Origin of the sequence: Streptomyces sp. NPDC032940, from assembly GCF_040636935.1 — a bacterium.
Classification (GTDB): Bacteria; Actinomycetota; Actinomycetes; order Streptomycetales; family Streptomycetaceae; genus Streptomyces.
This window is the reverse complement of sequence record NZ_JBEZVJ010000011.1, coordinates 103,331-121,929: the sequence shown is the minus strand read 5'-3', so window position 1 is coordinate 121,929 and position 18,599 is coordinate 103,331. Positions and strand designations below refer to the sequence as shown.

The window sequence follows — 18,599 nt, the reverse complement described above, 5'->3', positions numbered from 1 at the left end:
TTGCTACTCCGTGGTGTCCGCCGGGCGGTCGGCGAAGATGCCGTTCAGCATGCCGGTGGCCTGGCCGACCTCGATGAGGTAGCCGTCCGGGTCCCGGAGGTAGCAGCGCAGCTCCGCCTTTCTGTCGAGGGGTTCCGTGAGGAACCGCGCGCCCTTGGCGGTGGCGGCCGCGTAGAAGGCGTCGATGTCGGCCACGCGGACGTTGAGGAAGCTCGAGACCGTGTCCTCGGTGGTCGGAGGCTCCAGCGTGACGCCGGGTTTGTCGGGTGTCGGGCCGCCGCCCGGGTTCATGATGATCCAGCTGTTGGCGACCTTGACGATGGCCGGGTTCTCCTCGAGGACGACTTCTCCGCCGAGGATCTCGGCGTAGTAGCGCCGTGAGACGGCGACGTCGCGGACGGTGAGGAAATGGGTCAGGATCAGCCCCTGCTCGGGCGCTGGCAGGTTGCCTCGTGTCGTCATCGTGGCGTCCTTCCGGGCGGCCCCCGTGGTCGTTCCGGCCGAGTGACCCCTTTCGCCGTGGATAGGCATGGGGCACCCCCGGCGTCGGCCGACGGCAGGGGGCCCCGGCGCGTCAGAAGTGGGTGCCGCCGTCGATGCGTATCTCGGTGCCGGTGATGAACGCGCCGTCCTCGGAGGCGAGCATGGCGACGACGCCTGCCACGGCCTCCGGTCCGGCGAATCCGTCCCCGAGCGCCGGGGACAGTTTGGCGAACAGGCTCCAGTCGGTGTCCTCGGGCAGGCCGGGCCCCTGACTCTGCCTGCTCTCGCCCGACCCGTCGGTCATCCCGGAGGAGATGGAGCCGGGCTGCACGGCGGTGAAGCGGATGCCCTGCCTGCCGTATTCGGCCGCCAGCGCGTGGGTCATGGACTGGATGCCGCCCTTGCTTGCCGCGTAGGCCGCCATGTACGGGTGAGCGAACGCCGCCGAGGTCGAGCTGAAGTTGACCACGGCCGGCGCGTCACCCGCCAGGAGCGCCGGGATCGCCTCGCGGATCATCAGGAACGTGCCGGTCAGGTTGACCGCGATGACGCGGGTGAAGTCGGCGAGCGACGTGGCGTGGGTGTGCGAGGAGCGCAGGATGCCGGCCGCGTTGACCAGGACGTCGAGGCCGCCGAGGGCGGCGAGGGCGGAGGCGACGCCCGTGCGCACGGACGCTTCGTCGGAGATGTCCAGGACCAGCGTGGTGAGCCGCTCGGCGTCGGCGCCCGCCTTCGCGTACGTGTCCTTCAGCCCCTTCTCGCTCACGTCCGCGGCGACCACCTCGCCGCCCTCGGCCAGCAGGCGCAGCACGGTGGCCTGGCCGATGCCGGAGCCGCCTCCGGTGATCAGCGCGCGACGTCCTTGAAAGCGGTTCATGGGGGTCTCCCTGTGGTGCGTGTGCCGTGCATGTGCGGCGGATGTGCGGTGTGTGCGGTCGGCGCGGCTCGCCGCGCGGGATGTCCACCGTACGCCTTAGTGGCACGTTTTGACACCATGGCGCGACATGCCGGTGGGACGTGCGGACGCGTACGCTTCACCCATGAACCAGTCCCGGCCGCCCCGCTCCGCCCCGACCTCGCTGACCGAGCGCCGCAAGGCGGCGACGCAGCTGGACATCGCCCGTGCCGCGGCCGAGCTGTTCACCGAGAAGGGGCCCGACGGCACGACGGCTGAGGAGATCGCGGATCGCGCGGGCGTCGCCCTGCGCACGTTCTACCGGTACTTCCGCAGCAAGCAGGACGCTGTCGGGCCGCTGCTGTCGTCCGGCGGGCACCACTGGCGGGCCCTGCTCGCCGAGTCGGGTTCGCAGGTGTCGCTGGCCCAGGCCCTGGAGTCGGCCGCCGTCGCGTCCCTGGCTCCTCCGGGGCCCGCGGCGCAGGACGAAGGACTGCGCTGGACCCGCGGACTGCTGCGGGCGGCCCGGAACGACCCCGCGCTGCGCGCCGTCTGGTACCGGGTGAATCAGGAGTCGCAGGAGCAGTTGCTCCCGATCGTCACCCGTCTGGCGGGGCCGGACCCCGACCCGCTGGAGGTACGGCTGGTCGCCGCCGCGGCGACCGACGCGATCCGTGTCGCGCTGGAGACCTGGGCGCTGACGGACCCGGAGGACGGGGAGACGGTCTCCCCGGCGGAGCTCGTGGTGCGGTGCCTGCGGGAACTGACCGGCGGCCTGCGCCTGTTGAGGGCCTGATCGGCGGTACGCCCGGGCGCGAGGGCGGGTGCGGCCGGCCGAGGCCCCGTCCTACAGCCGAGGCGCGGACGTCAGCTGAGGCACAGGCCGAGGAGGCAGATCTCCGTCGGCGACGTCGACAACAGCGGGGGGTTCTCCTGGGTCGCGCCCGGGTTCGTGCCCTCGCCGGACGCGGGTGCCGACGGCTGCTCCGTCGTCGTCCCGGACGGTGCGGAGGGAGTCGTGGAGGCGGTGGACGGAGGGGTGCGCTGCGGCTGCGGGACCGACGGCGCGGCCGTGTGGGCCGCAACGGCGGCCTCGGGCGGAGCGCTCGGCGCTGCCGTGCGGGGCGCCGCGGTGCGGGGCGGTGCCGCGAGGGACTGCTCTCGCAGGGCGTCGGACGTCGCCGAGGACCGCGGCTGAGACGCCGCCGGGGTCGACCGGGGCGTGCGCTGCACGGCCGACGGTACGGACACCGGACGGTCCTGGTCGGGCGTCCGCTCCTGCGCGACGCCCATGCTCCGCTCGTCCGGCGCCACGGCCGCCTCGGCCCGGGCCGGGGTGTTCCGGTCCATCGAGGCGATGGTCAGGCCGCCGCCGACCAGTGCCACCGCACTCGCCACCGCCGCCCGGCGCTTGTTCTTCTTCCACCGTTCCAGCTGGCGCCGGCGTGCCGCACGTCCCTGCGGCGCGGGCGGCGCGTCCTCGACGCCGGCGGCGGCGTGCGGCGACTCGCCCGCGGCCGCGCCGGTGTCCGGCGTGTCGTCCTCGTGACGCACGTGCCAGGACATGCCGGTGGCCGCGGCACCCGGGTAGGCCGCCGGTGCCGGCGCGGCGTCCGGCTCCGCCAGGGCCGGTCCGCCGTGGCCGTCGACGGCGCGGGGGGCTATGTCCGGGGCGTAGGCGCCGCACCCGGGGCACACCAGGGCGCCGTTGAGATGCCGCCGGCATGAGGAGCAGTAGTCCATGTGCGGTTTTCCGGTCTTCCTGGTTCGACGTGCCGTCGGCCTGCCTGGGCCGCGGCCTGATCACGTGCGTACAGGCGCTGGAGCAGCCAGCAACGCTAACGAGGCTTTGGCAAGGCCGGGTGCAGGCCGTGTGATGCTCCTGCGCGGATTCCTCTGCACGGATTCCTCCCGGGGGCGTGCCGGGATCAGGTCGGGTCGCCCGCCTGGTCCTGCCCGGTCAAGTGGGCGACGAACACGCTGCGGCCGTCGGTCGCCTCCTGCGTCTGGATGCACAGGCTGATCTCGACCTGCCGGCCGTCGCGGCGCAGGGCCGGCACGGCCACCGGCCGGCCGAGGATGCGGGACTGGCCGGTGAGCAGCAGCGAGGTGAAGGCGGCGACGTGCCGGTCACGCAGGTGTTCCGGAATGATCACGGTGATCCGCCGGCCGATGAGGTCCTGTGCGGGCCAGCCCAGCAGATGTGCGGCCGCCTCGTTCACGGCGATGATCCTGTTGCCGTCGTCGGCGGCGATGCCCGGGGTGTCGCCGGCCTGAAGACGGCTGGGGTCCCACGGCGCCAGCTCGGGAGGTGTGGTGCTGGGTTCGCGGGCGACCTGCGTCCATGCCGTGGGCGCCCGCCCCGCGAGCTGGTCCGTGATCTGGCCTAGCAGCCAGTGGTTGGCGGCGCGGATCTGCGGCAGGGCCGGACGGGTCAGCAGCCGGCCCTGACGCGCCGTCTCCTGGGCCGCGTCGAGCACACGGTTCAGGGTGAGGACGTCGTCCCGGGCGTCGGCGGGGACCCGCAGGCGCACCGTGTACAGATCCCCGTGACGGCTCTCCTCCGACGCGGCGGACAGCGCCGCGTCGACGAGATGATTGGCGTCGTGCGCGGTCAGGAGGTCCGCCGACGGGACGTCGGACCGGTCGTCGGCGAAGGCCGCGAGCAGGCATTCACGCAGCAGTGCCCCGCGGTGCTGCCGGGCCGCCTCCTGCAGCGCGCCGGGCGCATCGCCCAGCTCCACGGTCGCCGTCGCGGTGGCGGGCGCGTCGGGGAGGGTCCACCCGGAGGTCGGCGGCTCCGGTGTGTCGGGCCACAGTTCGAACCAGACCGTCTTGTGGTCCTCGCCGACGAGGACACCGTGGCTGGAGGCCATCTCCTCGACCATCGCCAGGCCCCGCCCGGTACCGGCGTACGCCGTACCGCCCTTGTGGGGCACCAGGCCCCGGCCCGGCTCCCGGTCACTGACGTGGACGTGCACGCGCCCGTCCGCGGCCCAGGCCCGTACCTCCACCTCGGTGTGGGCGTGCACCACCGCGTTGGTCACCAGTTCGCTGACGAGCAGTTGCGCGGTGTCCGCCGCGTCCGGGGCCACCCCGTCCAGCACGTCACGGACGAACCGCCGGGCCTCGCCGGCACTCTGCGGGTGCGCGGGGAGCCGGCGCACCGGCGTACTCGCGGGGCCAGGGATCGCCATGCCGCCAGTGTGCCCCTGGCGGTGACGCCGTCCGTCACGGTGCTCACCCATCCGGGGTGCGGCCCGCTGTCACGTGCCGGGGGCGCGGAAGGCGACCTCGCGCCGGGCGGCCTCGTCGATCTCCTCGACGGTGAGGAGCGGGGTGGCCCGGGTCCGCAGGCCGCCGCCGGCCTTGACGGCGAGGCTGACGGCGGCCATGGAGACCGCGTCGGGGAAGTCGACGATGAGCACGGTGTCGTCCTCCCCGAAGGCGTAGTACATGGCCTCGACCCGACCGCCGAGGCCGGTGACCGCCTGTTCGACGGCGGCGCGGCGGCCGCTCGCGCCCTCCGCGAGAAGGCCCTTGGAGCCCTCGGACGTGTAGGTGGCCTGGATGAGGAACTTCGGCATGGGGACGCTCCGTGACCCTCGCTCGTCGGTGTACGGGTGGCCTTCCCGCCGCCCGCCGCCCACCGGTCGGCGAAGGGCCGGATTCACCCGTTGGGGGCGCCATTGACGCGCGTAGCCCGGTGCCGCACGCTGGGCTGCGGTTGTTGTCGTCGGCTCAGCGGTCGGGAGGCCGGGATGTTCAGACGTATGTCACGTTCACTTCTCACGCTTGTCATGCTCATGGCTGGCACGGCGGTCGGAATGGGTGCCACCGCCGGCACGGCGCACGCCGACTCCTGCTACACGTGGAACCGCACGCTCTCCCAGGGATCCTCCGGCAGCGACGTGACCCAGCTCCAGATCCGGGTCGCCGGCTGGGTGACCTCCGGCGAACGGCTCTCCTACGACGGCCAGTACGGCGCGCGGACCGCCGCCGCCGTCAAGAAGTTCCAGGCCGCGTACGGACTGAGCGCGGACGGGGTCGCCGGACCCGCGACCTTCAGCAAGATCTACACGCTCCAGGACGCCGACTGCACGCCCGTCCACTTCACCTACGCCGAGCTCAACAAGTGCAACTCCGACTGGTCCGGCGGCGCGGTCTCCGCGGCCACCGCCAAGTCGAACGCGCTCAAGACCATGTGGAAGCTGGAGGCGATGCGGCACGCCCTCGGCGACGTCCCGATCACCATCTCCAGCGGCTTCCGTTCCCGCGCGTGCAACAACGCGGTCGGCGGCTCGGCCACCAGCCGTCACCTGTACGGCGACGCGGCCGACCTGGTCGGCTCGCCGTCCTTCTGCCGGCTCGCCCAGCAGGCCAGGACGCACGGCTTCTCGGAGATCCTCGGCCCGGGCTACCCCGGCCACAACGACCACACCCACGTTGCCTTCGACCCGTCGCCTTACTGGTCGGCCCCCACGTGCGGGATCTGACGCACGGCGCCGTCACCGGTCCCCGGCCCTGACCGAGCACGCGGGACCCGGGCTGCTCGGCTACGTCGGCGCCGGCTCGGCCGGTCCGGGCAGCCCGCCCGGACCGGCTCCCGGGACCGGCCCGCAGGCTTCGTCGGCGCTCTCCCCGAGGAAGCCGCCCGACTGGTGCCGCCACAGCTTGGCGTACGCGCCGTTCCCCGCCAGCAGGTCCTCGTGGGTGCCCTGCTCGACGACGCTGCCGCGGTCCAGGACGACGAGCCGGTCCATGCCGGCGACGGTGCTCAGCCGGTGGGCGACCACGAGGGCCGTCCGCCCGTCCATCAGCCGCCACAGAGCGTCCTGGACGAGGAGTTCGCTCTCCGAGTCCAGCGCGCTGGTCGCCTCGTCGAGCAGCAGGACGGGGGCGTCACGCAGGATGGCCCGGGCCAGGGCGACGCGCTGGCGCTGGCCGCCCGACAGCTTGACCCCCCGCTCCCCCACCAACGTCGCGAAACCGTCGGGGAGTTGGTCGGCGAACTCGGTGACGTGCGCGGCCGCGGCCGCCGCGTGGATCTCGTCGTCCGTGGCGCCGGGCCGGGCGAAGGCGATGTTCTCCCGCAGGCTGCGGTGGAACATGGCGGGTTCCTGCGGTACGTAGGCGATCAGTGAGCGCAGGTCGGACTGGCGCAGCCGGCTGATGTCCTGACCGCCGATCAGGATGCGCCCGCCGTCGATGTCCGACATCCGCAGCAGGAGTCGGGTGAGGGTGGTCTTGCCGCCGCCGGACCTGCCGACGAGTCCGATGCGTGCGCCCGCGGGCACGTCCAGGTCGAGTCCCTGGAAGATGGGTTTCGCTCCGGCGTGGGAGAAGGTCACCGCCTCGAAGCGGATGCCGGTGTCCCGTGGCAGGAGCGGTTCCGGCGCCGGCGGGTCGAGCACCGTGGGCGGGTCCAGCAGCAGCTCCGTGAACTGGGCGGCCTCGGTCATCGAGCTCTCCAGGCGCCGGTAGATCTGGTTGAACTCGAACATGATCTGGGTCGCGTTGGAGTAGTAGGTGAAGGCGACGACGACCTCCTCCACCCCCTGGTCCGGGCTGCCGAAGGCGATGGCGGTCACGAGACCCAGCACGTTGGTCAGCACGGACATGGGGGCGATCAGGGTGTCGACGCGCAGGTTGCCGTAGTCCCAGGACCTCAGGGTCAGGCGCCGGGAGTCCGCGACCCGGCTGCGGTGCTCCTCGGCCTCCCGCCGCTCGGCCGCGAACGCCCGGATGGTCTCCATGTTCGTCAGGCTGTCGGCGACGTGGCCGGAGACCCGGGCGATCGCCGCCTCACGGTCGTTGACGAGCCGTTGCCGGCGGCGGATCAGCGGGGTCGCGGCGAGGACGGTCAGCGCGATCATGGCGAGCAGGCCGGCGACGAGCATCGGTTCGTAGCTCCACAGCACCACGGCACCGAACACCAGGGGCACGAGACTGCCCACGATCCGGTACGTCACCGTGTCGACGAAGTCCTCGAAACGCTTGCCGAAGCTCAGCACCCGTTTGGTCAGGGACCCGGCGAAGTTGTCGTGGAAGAACGCCGCGTCCTTCGCGAGGAGTTCGTCCATGCCCTCCACGTACAGGTGTTCCATGCCGAGGGCGTCCACCCGGTTCAGACAGTGCTGCCCGACCCGCCACACGGCCTCGGCCAGCAGCAGGGTCACCCCGAAGCCCAGCACGTATGGCAGCGCCGGGGCGAGGGTGAGTCCGCCGTCGCCGGCGGCCTGTCCCGCCAGCTTGGCGATCAGCAGCGGTGCGACGTAGCGGATGCCGATGTTGCCCACGGCCGGCAGCAGCAGCGCGGGCAGGGCCGACCGGCGTAGTCGCAGCAGTTCCCGGCCGTAGCGGCGCAGCGCCAGAACGACCGCGCTCCTGCCCGGTGTCGGCGCCGGTGTGTCCGTCGTTCCCATCACGCTCCCGGAGGTTCGGAAGCAGGCAGTCTCCCGTCAGGCGGGGCCACGGGTCCAGGCATTTACCGCGGACCGGCGAGAACCGGACATCTCCGCATCTGGCATGGCTGCACTTGCGTCCCGGATCACCCGGGGGGCGCCCCCGTTTCGAGGCGGTCGGCACCGGCATCCGTCGGGGAGCCCGCGGACCCGGTCGCCGCGGCCCCGTACGGAACCGGGTGGACCGGCCGGCCCACCAGACCCTGATCGCCCGTGTCCCCGTGCGACGGCCGCCGGCGTCCAGCAGGTGCCCCATGCGTTTGACCGCGGCCGGGAGCCGGTGGCCCGCCACGGTGAGCCGATGGCCTCCACCGACATGGGCAACGTGTCCCGCGTCGTGCCGTCCCTCCATCCCTGCATCGGGTACGACACCGCGGGTGCCCTCCAGCACGCCGAGGACTTCGCCCGCCACGGGACCGGCCCCGGTGCCGACCGCGCCGTCCTGGACGGCGCGACCGCCCTGGCCCGGGTCGGGGTGGATCTGGCCGTCGACCCCGCACAGCGGGATCGTTTCCTGCGCGGCGTGGCCCGTCGCCGGGCGGCGTCCGCGGCGGGGTGACGCCGGCAGGCGCGGGAGCCGCGGTCGCGGTTCCCGCGCCTGTTCCGTCGTGCGGCGACCCGGACGTACGGCGGTGACGACGGGGCATACGGGATCCCGAGCCCTGACGTCGCCGACCAGTGGGAGTCCTCGTGCTGCCGACCCTGCACACCGCCCGCGCGTGCGGCGCGGTCGCCGTCCTGCTTCTCGGGTGCGCCGGCTACGCGGCCGCGTACCATCCGCTGCTGTCCCTGCCGGGCCTCATCGGCGTGGCCGTCTTCGCCTGGTGTGCCGCCGATGCCCGTGCGCAGCACCAGCGGCGGATCACCCGGGCGCTGCGGGCCGAGCGGCTCGCCCGGCCCCTCCCGGCGGGACCACTCGCCGCCCCGGCACCGTGCTGCGCCTTCTGGCGCTCCGCGGGCACGCTCGCGCACGGGCCGGGGTGCACCCGGTCCGCGGCGGCCCACCGCGCCGCCGTCCACGACTGCTGCGAGCGGTGGTGGACCTCACTGGGCGGCCTGCACGACGCGGCCTGTCGCCAGGATGCCGACGCCGCTGCGGCCCACCGGCGGTCGGACGCGTCGTCCTGACCGCGCGTCACCGTACGCCGTCGCGTGCGGTGTTGACATGACGGCTCGGAAAGGGCTTGAGTCCGACGTCATGAGCCACCACGTGAAGACGTTCCACGCCGTCGAGATCGGTGACGGCGGTGACGGAAGATGGGCCGGGCACGTCCGCCCGGCGATGGCCGCCGCCGAGGACTGGCTCACCGATGAGGCCCGTACCCCGGAGGGCTCGGCCCGGGCCCAGCGGCTGTTCGAGACGCACATGCCCGAACTGGTTCCGGCACTGGACCGGCTCGCCGGCCAGCTCGACCGGCCTTGGGCCAGGACGTTCCTCACCTTGGCGGCGGTACGCCCGTTCTTCTCCGGCTGCACCCAGACCGGGACCGGAGGCACTCTGCTCAGGAACTACGACTTCGCCCCCGAGGCCTGCGAAGGCACCGTCGTCTCCTCCCGCTTCCTGCGCCCGGTGATCGGCATGCAGGAAGCGGGGTGGGGGCTGCTGGACGGCATGAACGACGCCGGTCTCGCGGTGTCGCTCACCTTCGGCGGCCGGTTCGTCCACGGGCCCGGATTCGCCCTTCCCATCGTGCTGCGCTACCTGTTGGAGACGTGCCGTACCGTCGACGAGGCGGTGGAGCGGCTGCGCGTCATACCGGTCGCGATCCCGCAGAACGTCACCCTCGTCGATCCGGAGCGCACGGCGACGGTCCACGTGGGCCCCGACATCGCGCTCATCGAGACGCCGGACTCCTGTGCCGCCAATCATCAGCATCTGCCGGTGCCGGACGAGCAGGAGCGTTTCAGCCGGACACAGGAACGGCTGGCCGCCGTGCGGGCCGCGGGAGCCGACGTCGCCGCGATGCTGCGACCGCCGCTCTACCAGTACGCGTACGACGAGTGGCTGGGCACCGTGTACACGGCCCACTACCGCCCCGCCGAGGGCCGCGTGACGTACCACTGGCCCGGTGAGGAGGAGTGGGAGCTCTCCCTGGCCGGCTTCGCTCCGGGATCCCGCACCGTCACTCTGGGCCGGCCGCACGGTGACGGCGGCCGCTGATCCGGCCGCCGAGCGGCCGCCGCAGCTGAACCCCCTCGACCTGCCGCCCCCTGTAGATCACCGGATATGGAGATTCTCTGCCACCACCGTGACCGGCCCGGGTCCGCGGCACTGCGCGACGAGTTGGCGGAAGAGCACTGGTCCTCCACGGACCGGCACGCGCAGGAGATGATCGCCCGCGGCCCGACCGTCGCCGCCGACGGCGAGACCCCACGGGAAGCCTGCACGTACTCGACCTGCCCGACGCCGCCGCCCGGGCCTTCGCCTTCGACGAGCCGAACCATCAGGCCGGTGTCCACCGGGACGTGCTGCTACGGCGCCGGCGCAAGACCCTGGGGCGCGCCATGTGGGAGTTCCCCGGCGGCCGGACCGGCGGCGACCGGTTCCCGGTGCTCGGATTCGGCGCGGGGCAGGCCGCCGACCTCGCGGTACCGCCCGGCGCGGACGAACTGATCGCCCACGGGCCGCTGTTGTCCGACGACGGTGCCGCCTGGCTGGGCACGGCGCTGCTGGTCCGCGCCCCGGACCCGGAGGCGGCCCGGTCTTTCCTGACCGAGGACCGGTACGCGGACATCGATGTCCGCGACTGGGAGTTCGGCGGGCGTCGTTCACAGCCCGGGGGGCCGGCCGGCCCGCTACGCCGGCGGGCGGGCGGCGCGGAGGCCGGGCAGGGAGAGGAATGCGGCGGCCGCGGGGGACGGCGTGGTACGGCGCCGGACGAGGTGTTCCACCCGTACCGGCCCGTCGGTGATGGCCACGCGGTGCAGCCCGTGCAGTTGGGTCGTGAACGCCGCGGGCAGCAGGGCGATGCCCAGCCCGTGGCGGACCATCCGGATCATCAGCTCGACGCCGGACACCTCGTAGGTGACCTCACGGCGCAGACCTGCCGCAGCGAAGGCCTGGTCCGACTGGGCACGGGCGGCGCTGCCCTCGGCGAAGTCCACGAACTCCTCGTCGGCGAGGTGGCGGAGGTCCACCTCGTCCTTCGCCGCCAGCGGGTGGTCCGGTGCCACCACGGCGACGTGCCGGCCGTGGGCGAGTTCCTCGTCGTGGACGCCCTCCAGCCGGAACCCCGGCTGCACACCGAGGAAGGCCGCGTCGAGTGTGCCCTCGCGGACCTGCTCGACGAGGCGCTCGCTGGAGCCCGCGCGGAGGGTGATCCTCACCTGGGGGTAGCGCCGGCGGTAGTCGTGGAGCAGTGCCGGGAGATCGACGGCGGCGACCGTGGGGATCGAGCCGACGGTGAGTCTGCCCCGTATCTCGCCGGTGGCCGCCGCCACCTCCGCCCTGGCCCGCTCCGCCGCCTCCAGGGCCTCGCGGGCGGCCGGCAGGAACGCCTCTCCCGCGGCGGTCAGCCGCACCCGGCGGCTGGTCCGCTCGAACAGCCGGGCGCCCAGTTCCTTCTCCAGCCGGGCGATCTGGTGGCTGAGCGCGGACTGGACGATGTGACACCGTTCGGCGGCACGGGTGAAGCCGGCGGTCTCCGCGACCGCGAGGACGTAGCGCATCTGCTGGAGATCCATGCGTGGATCGTGAAGCACGATGGATCGGATGACAAACATGCGTTGGACCGCTGGATCGGTGCTCGGCCATGCTGGAACCCGGCCGGGAGCGACCCCGGATCGCCCCCCTCGGCGCCCCCGGGCGCCTTCACCTGCGGAGACACCCATGCGCGTGATCGCCTTCGACCACCTCGTCCTGAACGTCGCCGACGTCGAGCGTTCGCTCGCCTTCTACACCGGCCCGCTGGGGCTCGAGCCCGTACGGGTCGAGGAGTGGCGGGCCGGCCGGGCACCCTTCCCTTCGGTGCGGGTGAGCCCCGGCACCATCATCGACCTCGTCGAGGCGCAGGGCCCCGCCGAGGGCCCGCAGGGCTCGAACGTCGACCACATCTGCCTGGTGGTCGAGCCCCTCGACTGGCGGCAGGTCGTCGATTCCGGCGTGTTCACCGTCCTGGACGGCCCCGGCGAGCGCTTCGGTGCCCGGGGCACAGCCGTCTCGCTGTACGTGGCGGACCCCGACGGCAACACCGTGGAACTGCGCTGGTATCCGCAGGACGCCTGAGGACCCGGCCGCGCGGAAATAGGGAATGACAGCCCGTCACCGGGGTGGTTACGATGCCCGCGATGATGAACTTCTTCTCGTACGGATGGGGGGAATCGTTCGCCTCGGGTGAGTGCTGATGGCACATCACCTCGCGAACGGCCTTCCGGACCACCTGCCGATGTGGCAGCGCGTGCGCGCGTACGCCGTGCCACCGTCCATGATCGAGACCGCGACCGCACGGCGTGCGGTCGGTGACTGGGCGGGGGCCTGTGCCGCCGCCCGCATCGACGCCGACCTCGATCTGCGCGCCGTGCGCGACCGCCACGGCACCGACCTCGCCCAGCGCCTCCGGGCGGACCTGCGCCGGCTGGCGCCGGATCTGCTGCGCTGGCACATGCCCCGGATCGCCCCCGACGGGCGGCTGCGACCCGGCCTCACGCTCACTCTCGCCCGCTACCGCGCCGCCGGTCCCACGACGCTCCACCTGGTGGTACGGACACCGCCCGCCCGGGCGGACGCCGGACAGCGCATGTCCCTGACCCTGTGGGACGGCTCCGGCGGTGACACCCGCGGACGTCACCCGCATCCGCATCCCGACCGGCGTTTCCGGCTCGACCTGCACCGGCACCTCTGGGACGCCGGGCGGAGCGGCGAGCTGGCCCGGCGGTGCGGCGCGGCCCGGGAGCCGTCGGGTGGTGGCGGGGACACCTCCGTCCTCGACCTGCCCGACGGATCGTGGGCCGTGGGGCGTTGGGCCGACGAGGCGGAGCGTCTGCTGCGGGCCGAGGGGCGCTCGCGGGGCGCCTTCGCCGTACGGCTCGCGCGCCGGAATCGCGCCGTGTTCCGGCTCGTCGCTCCCGACGACAGTCACGCCCCGACGCTCCGGCCCCTGTCCGGGACGCTGCCGCCGCAGGAGGCCGCGGCGTTCCCGGTGCTGCCGGAGGCCGCGGCACGGGTCCTGCCGGACCTGGAGCTGCTGCGGGCGGGTCTCGTCGCGGCCGGACAGCTGCACCCGCTCGTCGCCGCGGCGCTGACGGGGGTGGGATCACCGTCCACGGCTTCCGTCACGCGGGCCGGCCTCGTCCGCGAGTCCGGTGATCCGCACCGGGTGGAATGCCGGGGCGAGGTCCACCGGATCGGCCTGCGGGACGGGGTGCTGACGGCGATCGACCACGACGCGGAACAGGTGCGGCGGGAGGAGCTGCTGGTGGCGCTCGGCGGGCCGCCGCTGCCCTGTCTGCGCGCCATCGACGCGGTGCACCGCAGCCCCGAGGCGCTGCCCGCGGTCCGGGAACGTCTCACCCACGGTGACGCCGTCGGGGCGCTGGCCGTGGTCGAGGCGCTGCTCGGCCCGGAAGCGGTCCTGCGCGACGGGCCGCTCCGTGACGTACTGGAGTCGGCCGCGGACCGTCGTGTCGATCACGGCCTCTTCCGCTCGGGACTGGTCGCCGTGCACCCGGCCGCCGGGAAGGCGCACCCGGGGCGCCGTCCCCGGGTGGACCGGCGCATGCCGCTCGCGATGCGCCGCAAGCGCGACAGCCGGGTCCGGCCCCGGACCGGCCTCTTCTCCTGACCGGCCCTCCCCTCGCCCTCTTCCCTTCGGCTCCGGCCCCCGTGCCGCGCCCTCTCGCACACCCAGGTGATGCCCATGACGCCCCGTACCTCCCTGCCCGGTCCCGCCGCGACCACCGACTGCGAACTCGTCGTGGCCGACGCCCTGTTGTCCCTTCTGCGGACGACGACCACGGAGCCGCGTCCCGACGACGGCCTCGAGGCCCTCACCCTGGCCGTCGCCGCCGACCTGCCCGTCCTGCTCTGGGGCGAGCCGGGCATCGGCAAGACCGCCGCCCTGACCCAGCTCGCCGGCTCCCTCGGCCTGCCGCTGACCACCGTGATCGCCAGCGTCCACGAGCCGTCCGACTTCTCCGGGCTGCCCATCGTGGGTGACGACCCCGCCGTGCAGGGCGTGCCGATGGCGCCACCGCAGTGGGCCGTGGAACTGGTGCGGGCCGGGCGCGGCCTGCTCTTCCTGGACGAGCTCTCCACCGCCACGCCGGCCGTCCAGGCCGCGCTGCTCCGGGTCGTCCTGGAACGGAGGGTCGGTGCGCTGCAGCTGCCGCCGGGCGTACGGATCGTGGCCGCCGCCAATCCACGGGCCTCGGCGGCGGACGGGTGGGAGCTGAGCCCTCCGCTGGCCAACCGGTTCGTCCACCTGTACTGGGCGCACGACCCGGAGGTGGTGGTGCGCGGACTGGGCGGGGTCTGGCCACGGGCGGAGCTGCCCCGGCCGGCGGCGGAGCGGCTCCCGGAGGCGGTGGCCTTCGCCCGGCGCGCGGTCTGCGGGTTCCTGAAGGCCCGGCCGACGCTGATCCACCGGCTGCCCCGCAGCGACGCACGGCGCGGCGGTGCCTGGCCCTCGCCGCGCAGCTGGGACGCCACCTTGACGCTGCTGGCCTTCGCGACGGCCGCCTCCGTCTCCCGGGACGTGCTGGCGCTGCTGGTGCGGGGCGCGGTGGGGGACGGGCCGGGCCTGGAGTTCCTCGCCCATCTGGACCGGATGGACCTGCCTGACCCGGAGTCACTGCTCGCGGACCCGGCCGCCGCCGAGTTGCCCGAGCGCGGTGACCTGCGGCAGGCGACGCTGGAGGCGGTGGTCGCCGCCGTCGGGGCCCGGCCACGGCGGGAGCGGTGGGAGGCCGGCTGGGCGGTGCTGGTGCGGGCGCTGGAGACCGGCGCACCGGATCTGCTGGTCGCCCCGGCGACGGCGCTGGCGGCGCTGCGGCGCGACGACTGGGAGGTACCGGAGGCGGTGGAGCGGCTGGCCGGCGTGATCGGCCTGGCCCGGCGGGCGGACCGGTCGGTGGAGCGGGTCACCGGGGCGTCCGGCACCGCGGTCGCGGCGGAAGCACGCCGGTGACGGGGGCCGTGCGGCGACCGGAGCCGCGTCCGCTGCCGCCGGTGGCCGCCGGGGGGAAACGGCCGGTGCCGTATCCGATGTCGCCGGTCGCACCACCGCGCCCGGTGCGGACCACGCTGCCGGACACCTGGCCCGGGACCGGCACCGGGGCCGGCGTCAGGACCGGCACCGGGACCGGTGCGGAGCCCGAGCGGCCGGGGCTCCGGCTGGACACGGAGAAGCTGCTGGCCGCCCGGCTGCACGCCGTCAAGGTCCGTCCCTACCTGGCCGACGCGCTCTTCGCGCTGCACGTGGTGGAGGACCGGTCGGTACCGACGATGGCGGTGGACGCGCACTGGCGCTGCTACGTCTCCCCCGCCTTCGTGGCGCGCCTGCCCGTGGAGGAACTGGCGGGTGTATGGGTCCACGAGGTCTCCCACCTGCTGCGGGACCACCACGGGCGCAGCGAGCGGTATGCGCGCCGGCACGAGGAGAACGGGCCGGGCGAGCCGCGGCGCCGCAACATCGCCGCCGACTTCGAGATCAACGACGACATCTACGGAGACGGCCTGCCCCGGCCGAGGGGCGTGGTGGTGCCGTCGCTGCTGCGGCTGCCCTCCGGCCTGCTGATGGAGGAGTATCTGCGGACCGCGTCGATGGCCGGGCTCTCCGGGGACCTGGCCTGGCTGGACTGCGGCAGTGGCGCGGACGGGCAGGAGCGGCCGTGGGAGCTGGGGCCCGAGGGCGCTCACGGGCTGAGCAGACAGCAGCGGGACGCGGTCCGTTTCCGGGTCGCGGAAGGGATCAGGGGACGGCCCGGTGAGGCGCCGGAGGGGTGGCGTCGCTGGGCGGACGAGGCCTTCCATCCGCCGCAGCCGTGGCGGGAGTTGCTCGGGGCGGCGGTCCGCTCGGCGGCCGGCGGGCCGGGGGTGGGCGAGAACCACAGCTACCGGCGCCCGTCCCGGCGCTCGGCGAGTCTGCCCGGGGTGCTGCTGCCGAGCCTGCGCCGGACGCCGCCCCGGGTCTGTGTCGTGATCGACACCTCCGGATCGGTGAGCGACGCGGAGCTGGGCAGTGCGCTGCTGGAGGTCGCGGCGATCGCGCAGGCTGTGGGAGGGCGGCGCGACCTGGTCTCGGTGATCTCCTGCGACGCGGCGGCCGGTGTCGCCGTCCAGCTCTGCCGCGCCGGGAACATGGAGCTGATCGGTGGTGGCGGAACGGATCTGCGTTCCGGGTTCGCGCGGGCGCTGCGCTCCCGTCCCCGCCCGGACGTGATCGTCGCGCTGACGGACGGTCAGACGCCGTGGCCGTCGGAGCAGCCTCCGTGCCGGACGGTGGTGGGGCTCTTCCCCCGTCCGGCCGACGGCCACGACGAGAACGACCCCGACTACGTCCCGGACACGCCCCCGGCCTGGGCACGGGTCGTCACCATCGGCTGACCGGCCGGGGGGCCGCACGCTGTTGCGGGCGCCGGGACCGCGGCGGAGACTGGCCGCGCGAGGACAGCCGTCCGGAGAAGGGCCGGGACACGATGGGTGACTACGCGGACCTTCCTGGGGTCAGGACCTGGTACGAGACCGAGGGGAGCGGCGATCCGCTGGTCCTGCTGCACGGCGGCTTCTGCACCAATGACACCTGGGGTGCGCAGCGCGCCGACCTCGCCGCCGCGTACCGTCTCTTCCTGCCCGAGCGGCGGGCGCACGGGCGCACCCCTGACGTACCGGGGCCGCTCACCTATCAGGACATGGCCGCCGACACGGTGGACTTCCTGGAGACGGTCGTCGGGGGCGCGGCCCACCTCGTCGGCTGGAGCGACGGGGCCGTCGTCGCGCTGCTGGTCGCCGCCGCACGACCCGACCTGGTCCGCAGAGTCGTGCTGATCGGCGCCAGCTTCCGCCCCGGACCCGAGTCCTTCGTGGAGCCGGCGATGCTCGACGCGATGACGCCGGACAGCGCCGAGCTCGCGTTCTTCCGCGAGCTGTACGCGGCCGTCGCTCCGGACGGCGCGGACCACTGGCCGGTCGTCGCCGCGAAGCTCACCGACATGTGGCGCACCCAGCCGACGCTCTCCGTCGAGGACCTGGCCCGCGTCCGGGCGCCCGCCCTCGTCCTCGTCGGCGACGACGACATGATGACGCTGGAGCACACGAACGCCCTGTACCGCGCGCTCCCCGACGCGCGGCTGGCCGTCGTCCCCGGAGCGTCCCACCTGGTCCCGCTGGAGAAGCCGGCCCTGGTCAACCGGTTGGTCCTGGAGCACCTGGCGCAGGGCCCGGTCGAGACGATGATGCCGATCCGGCGTGCGCCGGCTCCGGTGCCCTGACGCGCCGCCGCCGCGACGCACGCAGGGCGCGTGGGACGACGTCGTCACCGGGACGCCGCCGGGTACCCGCCGTCCGTGCCGAGTTCAGGAGAGTGGGAGGACATGGCTCGAAGCGTCGATTCGGTCCGGCGGGTGACGCTGGGCGTCCTCGGCGCGGTGCTGGTGCTCGTCGGTGCGGCGCTGCTGGTGCTGCCCGGGCCGGGGCTGCTGCTCGTGTTCGCCGGGGTGGTGCTGCTGTCCCGCGCCGTACCGGCGGTGGACCGGTTCGTCGCCCCCGCCCGCAGGCAGGCGATGCGTGCGGCCGAGGAGAGCGTGTCCTCGCCGTGGCGGGTCGCCGGCTCGGTCCTGGCGGGACTGTGCCTCATCGGCGCGGGCCTGGTGTGGGGGCTGGTGCCCGAGGTCCCGTTCGCCGGGTGGGCCACGGGGGCGAGCCTGATCCTCTCGGGCCTCGTCCTCCTCACCCTGCTCGTCTGGAGCCACCGCCGCGTCCACGCCGGCCGTCGGTGAAGCCGCCTCGCCCCGCCGTGCGCGGCGTCAGGTCCGGCGGGCCAGCAGGTCGTCCAGTTCCGCCTCGAAGAGCAGGGCGGGGTCGAAGCCCATGGCGGCGAAGTGACCCGCGAGTTCCAGGGAGAGGACTCCGTGCAGACGGGTCCAGAAGGCCAGGGCCTCGTGGAGGACCGGGGGGCCGGCTGGGTGGCCGCGGACCCAGTCCCGGTGGGTCTCCAGGTGCGTGTCGAAGGGCCCCTGCGGGCTGTTGCCCGGCAGGGCCATGAAGGCGTCGAGCAGGATCGACATCATCTCCGAGGTGATGGTGACGGTCTCCTCCGGCGCGTGATAGCCGGGCACGGGGGTGCCGTAGATGAGGAAGTACCGCTGGGGGTGCTGGAGAGCCCAGCCGCGCAGGGCGTGCGCCAGACCGGCCGGGCCGGCGCCGGCCCGTCGGGCCTCGCCCCAGGCCTCGGCGAGGCCGCGGTAGGCGTCGGTGACGAGCTCGGTGATCAGGTCGTCGCGTCCCGCGTAGTAACGGTAGAGCGCGGGCCCGCTCATGCCGATCTGCTTGGCGATCGCGTTGAGGGAGAGCGCGGACGCTCCCGCCGTGGCGATCTGCTCCCAGGCACGTTCCTTGATCTCCGCCCGCACCTCGGCGCGGTAGCGCTCCCGCGGTGTCCTCGCCTGCGCCTTCTCCATGGCCCGCACCCTCTCTCGACCGGATGGATATATGCGCGAAGTTTCGTTAGAAGGTATCACGCAATCCGTGGGTCGCAGCCGGCACCCTGTCGCGGCCGTGAACCTCGCCGCCGGCCTCGAAGCACCGCCGCGCGACCTGAAGG

Annotated in this window: 19 protein-coding genes and 1 pseudogene; 12 read left to right on the top strand and 8 right to left on the bottom strand. The window is 73.9% G+C overall.

From position 1 onward, the window contains the following. Nucleotides 1–3: 3 nt before the first annotated feature. Nucleotides 4–462, bottom strand: a complete 459-nt coding sequence (locus tag AB0E77_RS16730) for a VOC family protein (protein WP_361570683.1) — start codon at nucleotides 460–462, stop codon at nucleotides 4–6. 112 nt (nucleotides 463–574) lie between these two features. Continuing rightward, nucleotides 575–1,360 (bottom strand): SDR family NAD(P)-dependent oxidoreductase, encoded by a 786-nt coding sequence (locus tag AB0E77_RS16725; RefSeq protein ID WP_361570680.1) that lies wholly within the window; start codon nucleotides 1,358–1,360, stop codon nucleotides 575–577. 163 nt (nucleotides 1,361–1,523) lie between these two features. Between AB0E77_RS16725 and AB0E77_RS16720 the strand changes: the two genes are divergently transcribed. Continuing rightward, nucleotides 1,524–2,174, top strand: a complete 651-nt coding sequence (locus AB0E77_RS16720) for a TetR family transcriptional regulator (protein WP_361570677.1) — start codon at nucleotides 1,524–1,526, stop codon at nucleotides 2,172–2,174. A 71-nt stretch (nucleotides 2,175–2,245) separates the two neighbouring features. Here AB0E77_RS16720 and AB0E77_RS16715 read toward each other — a convergent pair whose 3' ends face one another. From AB0E77_RS16715 to AB0E77_RS16705, 3 genes are all read right to left on the bottom strand, one after another. Further along, the gene (locus tag AB0E77_RS16715) at nucleotides 2,246–3,121 is read right to left on the bottom strand and encodes a hypothetical protein (RefSeq protein WP_361570674.1); all 876 of its coding nucleotides are present in this window, start codon (nucleotides 3,119–3,121) and stop codon (nucleotides 2,246–2,248) included. 185 nt (nucleotides 3,122–3,306) lie between these two features. Beyond that, nucleotides 3,307–4,575 carry an ATP-binding protein gene (locus AB0E77_RS16710; protein WP_361570671.1) on the bottom strand — a complete coding sequence of 423 codons (1,269 nt, stop codon included), beginning with the start codon at nucleotides 4,573–4,575 and terminating at the stop codon, nucleotides 3,307–3,309. A 69-nt stretch (nucleotides 4,576–4,644) separates the two neighbouring features. Further along, nucleotides 4,645–4,965: a GYD domain-containing protein gene (locus AB0E77_RS16705; protein WP_361570668.1), complete on the bottom strand. Its 321-nt coding sequence runs from the start codon at nucleotides 4,963–4,965 to the stop codon at nucleotides 4,645–4,647. Nucleotides 4,966–5,139: 174 nt separating this feature from the next. Here AB0E77_RS16705 and AB0E77_RS16700 point away from each other — a divergent pair, with 174 nt between their 5' ends. After that, nucleotides 5,140–5,874 (top strand): D-Ala-D-Ala carboxypeptidase family metallohydrolase, encoded by a 735-nt coding sequence (locus AB0E77_RS16700; protein ID WP_361570665.1) that lies wholly within the window; start codon nucleotides 5,140–5,142, stop codon nucleotides 5,872–5,874. 60 nt (nucleotides 5,875–5,934) lie between these two features. On the opposite strand, the gene AB0E77_RS16695 is transcribed toward AB0E77_RS16700, so the two are convergent. Continuing rightward, the gene (locus AB0E77_RS16695) at nucleotides 5,935–7,803 is read right to left on the bottom strand and encodes an ABC transporter ATP-binding protein (RefSeq protein WP_361570662.1); all 1,869 of its coding nucleotides are present in this window, start codon (nucleotides 7,801–7,803) and stop codon (nucleotides 5,935–5,937) included. A 340-nt stretch (nucleotides 7,804–8,143) separates the two neighbouring features. Between AB0E77_RS16695 and AB0E77_RS16690 the strand changes: the two genes are divergently transcribed. The 4 genes and pseudogenes from AB0E77_RS16690 to AB0E77_RS16675 all read left to right on the top strand — a co-directional run. Then, nucleotides 8,144–8,401 (top strand): hypothetical protein, encoded by a 258-nt coding sequence (locus tag AB0E77_RS16690; protein WP_361570659.1) that lies wholly within the window; start codon nucleotides 8,144–8,146, stop codon nucleotides 8,399–8,401. Between the two features lie 131 nt (nucleotides 8,402–8,532). Continuing rightward, nucleotides 8,533–8,970, top strand: a complete 438-nt coding sequence (locus AB0E77_RS16685; RefSeq protein WP_361570656.1) for a hypothetical protein — start codon at nucleotides 8,533–8,535, stop codon at nucleotides 8,968–8,970. Nucleotides 8,971–9,040: 70 nt separating this feature from the next. Further along, nucleotides 9,041–10,003, top strand: a complete 963-nt coding sequence (locus tag AB0E77_RS16680) for a C45 family peptidase (RefSeq protein ID WP_361570653.1) — start codon at nucleotides 9,041–9,043, stop codon at nucleotides 10,001–10,003. Nucleotides 10,004–10,069: 66 nt separating this feature from the next. Continuing rightward, nucleotides 10,070–10,611: pseudogene (locus tag AB0E77_RS16675) on the top strand (YciI family protein); the annotation flags it as partial. A gap of 27 nt (nucleotides 10,612–10,638) precedes the next feature. On the opposite strand, the gene AB0E77_RS16670 reads toward AB0E77_RS16675, so the two are convergent. Further along, complete coding sequence (locus AB0E77_RS16670) at nucleotides 10,639–11,526, bottom strand: LysR family transcriptional regulator (RefSeq protein WP_361570651.1); 888 nt, start codon at nucleotides 11,524–11,526, stop codon at nucleotides 10,639–10,641. 145 nt (nucleotides 11,527–11,671) lie between these two features. Here AB0E77_RS16670 and AB0E77_RS16665 point away from each other — a divergent pair, with 145 nt between their 5' ends. From AB0E77_RS16665 to AB0E77_RS16640, 6 genes are all read left to right on the top strand, one after another. After that, complete coding sequence (locus AB0E77_RS16665) at nucleotides 11,672–12,067, top strand: VOC family protein (protein WP_361570649.1); 396 nt, start codon at nucleotides 11,672–11,674, stop codon at nucleotides 12,065–12,067. A gap of 118 nt (nucleotides 12,068–12,185) precedes the next feature. Further along, entirely contained in the window at nucleotides 12,186–13,622 is a 1,437-nt protein-coding gene (locus AB0E77_RS16660) for a hypothetical protein (protein ID WP_361570647.1), read from the top strand. A gap of 75 nt (nucleotides 13,623–13,697) precedes the next feature. After that, nucleotides 13,698–14,966: an AAA family ATPase gene (locus tag AB0E77_RS16655; protein WP_361570644.1), complete on the top strand. Its 1,269-nt coding sequence runs from the start codon at nucleotides 13,698–13,700 to the stop codon at nucleotides 14,964–14,966. A 77-nt stretch (nucleotides 14,967–15,043) separates the two neighbouring features. Next, on the top strand, nucleotides 15,044–16,384 hold the full coding sequence (locus AB0E77_RS16650; protein ID WP_361570884.1) for a VWA-like domain-containing protein: 1,341 nt from the start codon (nucleotides 15,044–15,046) through the stop codon (nucleotides 16,382–16,384). A gap of 92 nt (nucleotides 16,385–16,476) precedes the next feature. After that, a complete protein-coding gene (locus AB0E77_RS16645; RefSeq protein WP_361570641.1) occupies nucleotides 16,477–17,268 on the top strand; it encodes an alpha/beta hydrolase in 792 nt (263 codons plus the stop codon). 102 nt (nucleotides 17,269–17,370) lie between these two features. Then, nucleotides 17,371–17,775: a PGPGW domain-containing protein gene (locus AB0E77_RS16640; protein WP_361570638.1), complete on the top strand. Its 405-nt coding sequence runs from the start codon at nucleotides 17,371–17,373 to the stop codon at nucleotides 17,773–17,775. Between the two features lie 27 nt (nucleotides 17,776–17,802). On the opposite strand, the gene AB0E77_RS16635 is transcribed toward AB0E77_RS16640, so the two are convergent. Next, entirely contained in the window at nucleotides 17,803–18,456 is a 654-nt protein-coding gene (locus AB0E77_RS16635) for a TetR/AcrR family transcriptional regulator (protein ID WP_361570636.1), read from the bottom strand. Between the last annotated feature and the right edge of the window lie 143 nt (nucleotides 18,457–18,599).